The following is a 1764-nucleotide window of genomic DNA, read 5'->3' as shown; positions in this document are numbered from 1 at the left end:
GCGCACGGGTGCCGCCGGGGGCACCCGTGCGCGCCGGGCCCGGACGGGCCCGCGCGGGAGGGGTGCGGGGAGGGGTGCTGCGTCAGCGGGGACAGGCGGCGCTGGCCAGCCGGGCCAGGTCCACGTGCAGGCGGCGGACGAGGTCGGTGGAGGCGGTGCGGCGACCCGCGGTGTCCACACGTCCTCCGTCGTCCAGGTGCCGGCGCCGACCGGGGGTGCTCGCTGCGGGAGCACGGGGCGCGCGCCGCAGCCCCTCCCGGTGGCCGGGGCAGTCAACTCCACGGCCGGGACGGTGTCAATCGACCCCTGCTGGGCGCGGTGCGCCGCCGCGCTCCGCGCGCAGCGCCGGGACGGCCAGCAGCGCGGCCAGCGCCAGCAGCCCCGCGCAGCCCAGCGCGAGGCGGGAGAACACCGCCTGCAGCGTCCCGTGCACCTGCGGGTTCACCACCCCCGCCCAGCCCCCGCAGCGAGCGGACCGGCACGACCGTCCAGGCGTCCCCGGCGGTCGCGGACACCAGCGCCGCGGCCGTGGACAGCACCAGGCGGGCGGTGCACGGGTCGGCGCCCCTCAGGGCCGCAGCGGGACGTGCGCGCCGGGGACCGGGACCCTCACCGCGCCCCCGGCTGCCCGGCGGGTCCCGCCGCCGGCAGACCGGCCGCCTTCCAGGCGGGGAACCCGCCCTCGACGTGCACGACGTCGGTGAAACCCGCCGCGAGCAGCTCGGCGGCCACCGGGCCGGAACCGGCGGGCGAGCCGCACACGACGACGATCGGCTGGTCCTCGGAGGTCACCTGCGGCAGCGCGGTGCTCGTGCCGAGCGCGAAGCGCTGCGCCACCTCGGTCTTGCCCACCACGAGCGCGCCGGGCAGCTCGCCGGCCGCGGCGCGCCCGGCGTCGCTGCGGACGTCCACGAGCAGGGCGCCGGCGGCCACGGCGCGCCCGGCGCTCGCCGCGTCCACCAGCGGCGCCTGCGCCGGGTCCTGCTCCGGGGCGTGCGCCGGGGTCTGGTCGGGGTCCTGGGTCACGGTGCCCTCCTCAGGCGTCGATCAGGTCGGGGGCCGGCCGCGGCGCGGCCGGGGTGCGGGCCGCGTGCCAGGCGCCGGCCAGCAGCTCGTAGGAGCGCAGCCGGTCCTGCGCCCGGTGCGTGGCGGTGGTGACGAGGAGCTCCTCGGCGCCGGTCACCCGCTGCAGCGCGTCGAGCCGCTCCACGACGGTGGCCGGGGAGCCCACGACGTGGGCCTCGAGGCGGTCGGCCACCAGCGCGCGGTCCTCGGCGCTCCAGGGGAAGGCCGCCACCTCCGCCGGGGAGGGCACCGGCACCGCGCCGCGGCCGCGCCGGATGCTCAGCACCCACTGCCCGTACGGGCGGGCCAGCTCCGCGGCGCGCTCGTCGCTCTCGGCGACCACCACGTCGGCCGACACCGCCACCCGCGGCGCCTGCAGGACGCCGGGGCGGAACGCCGAGCGGTAGGCCTCCACGGTCTCCAGCACGGCCGAGGGGGCGACGTGGTAGTTCGCCACCAGGGGCAGGCCGAGCTCGCCGGCCACCCGCGCGGACTCGCCGCCGCTGGAGGCCAGCACGTGCACCCGCACCGGCGCCCCGTCCAGCAGCGCGCTGCCGTGGCGGCGCCCGTCGGCGTCGACGTGCCCGCCGGCGAGCAGGTCCAGCGCCAGGCGCAGATCGCGCTCCAGCGGCGGGGCGTCGGCGCGGTGCACGCCCAGCACCCGGGCCGCGGCGCGCAGGTGCTCGGCCACCGCGGGGT

Annotated in this window: 4 protein-coding genes; all 4 read right to left on the bottom strand. The window is 80.4% G+C overall.

Translation table 11 applies throughout. The features are described 5' to 3' along the window. Nucleotides 1–82 precede the first annotated feature (82 nt). Nucleotides 83–178, bottom strand: coding sequence for a putative leader peptide (locus tag GTR00_RS26085; RefSeq protein WP_323132640.1), 96 nt, complete (start codon nt 176–178; stop codon nt 83–85). A 117-nt stretch (nt 179–295) separates the two neighbouring features. Next, a complete protein-coding gene (locus GTR00_RS20180; protein ID WP_166613322.1) occupies nt 296–433 on the bottom strand; it encodes a hypothetical protein in 138 nt (45 codons plus the stop codon). A gap of 176 nt (nt 434–609) precedes the next feature. Continuing rightward, the gene (locus GTR00_RS20175) at nt 610–1026 is read right to left on the bottom strand and encodes a rhodanese-like domain-containing protein (RefSeq protein ID WP_166613321.1); all 417 of its coding nucleotides are present in this window, start codon (nt 1024–1026) and stop codon (nt 610–612) included. Between the two features lie 10 nt (nt 1027–1036). Continuing rightward, nucleotides 1037–1764 (bottom strand): LLM class flavin-dependent oxidoreductase (locus tag GTR00_RS20170; RefSeq protein ID WP_166613320.1); only part of this gene is annotated, 728 nt, incomplete at its 5' end.

Origin of the sequence: Kineococcus indalonis (genome assembly GCF_009906395.1) — a bacterium.
Taxonomy (GTDB): Bacteria; Actinomycetota; Actinomycetes; order Actinomycetales; family Kineococcaceae; genus Kineococcus; species Kineococcus indalonis.
Note: the sequence above shows the minus strand (reverse complement) of the source record. Positions and strands in the feature narration are given on the sequence as shown.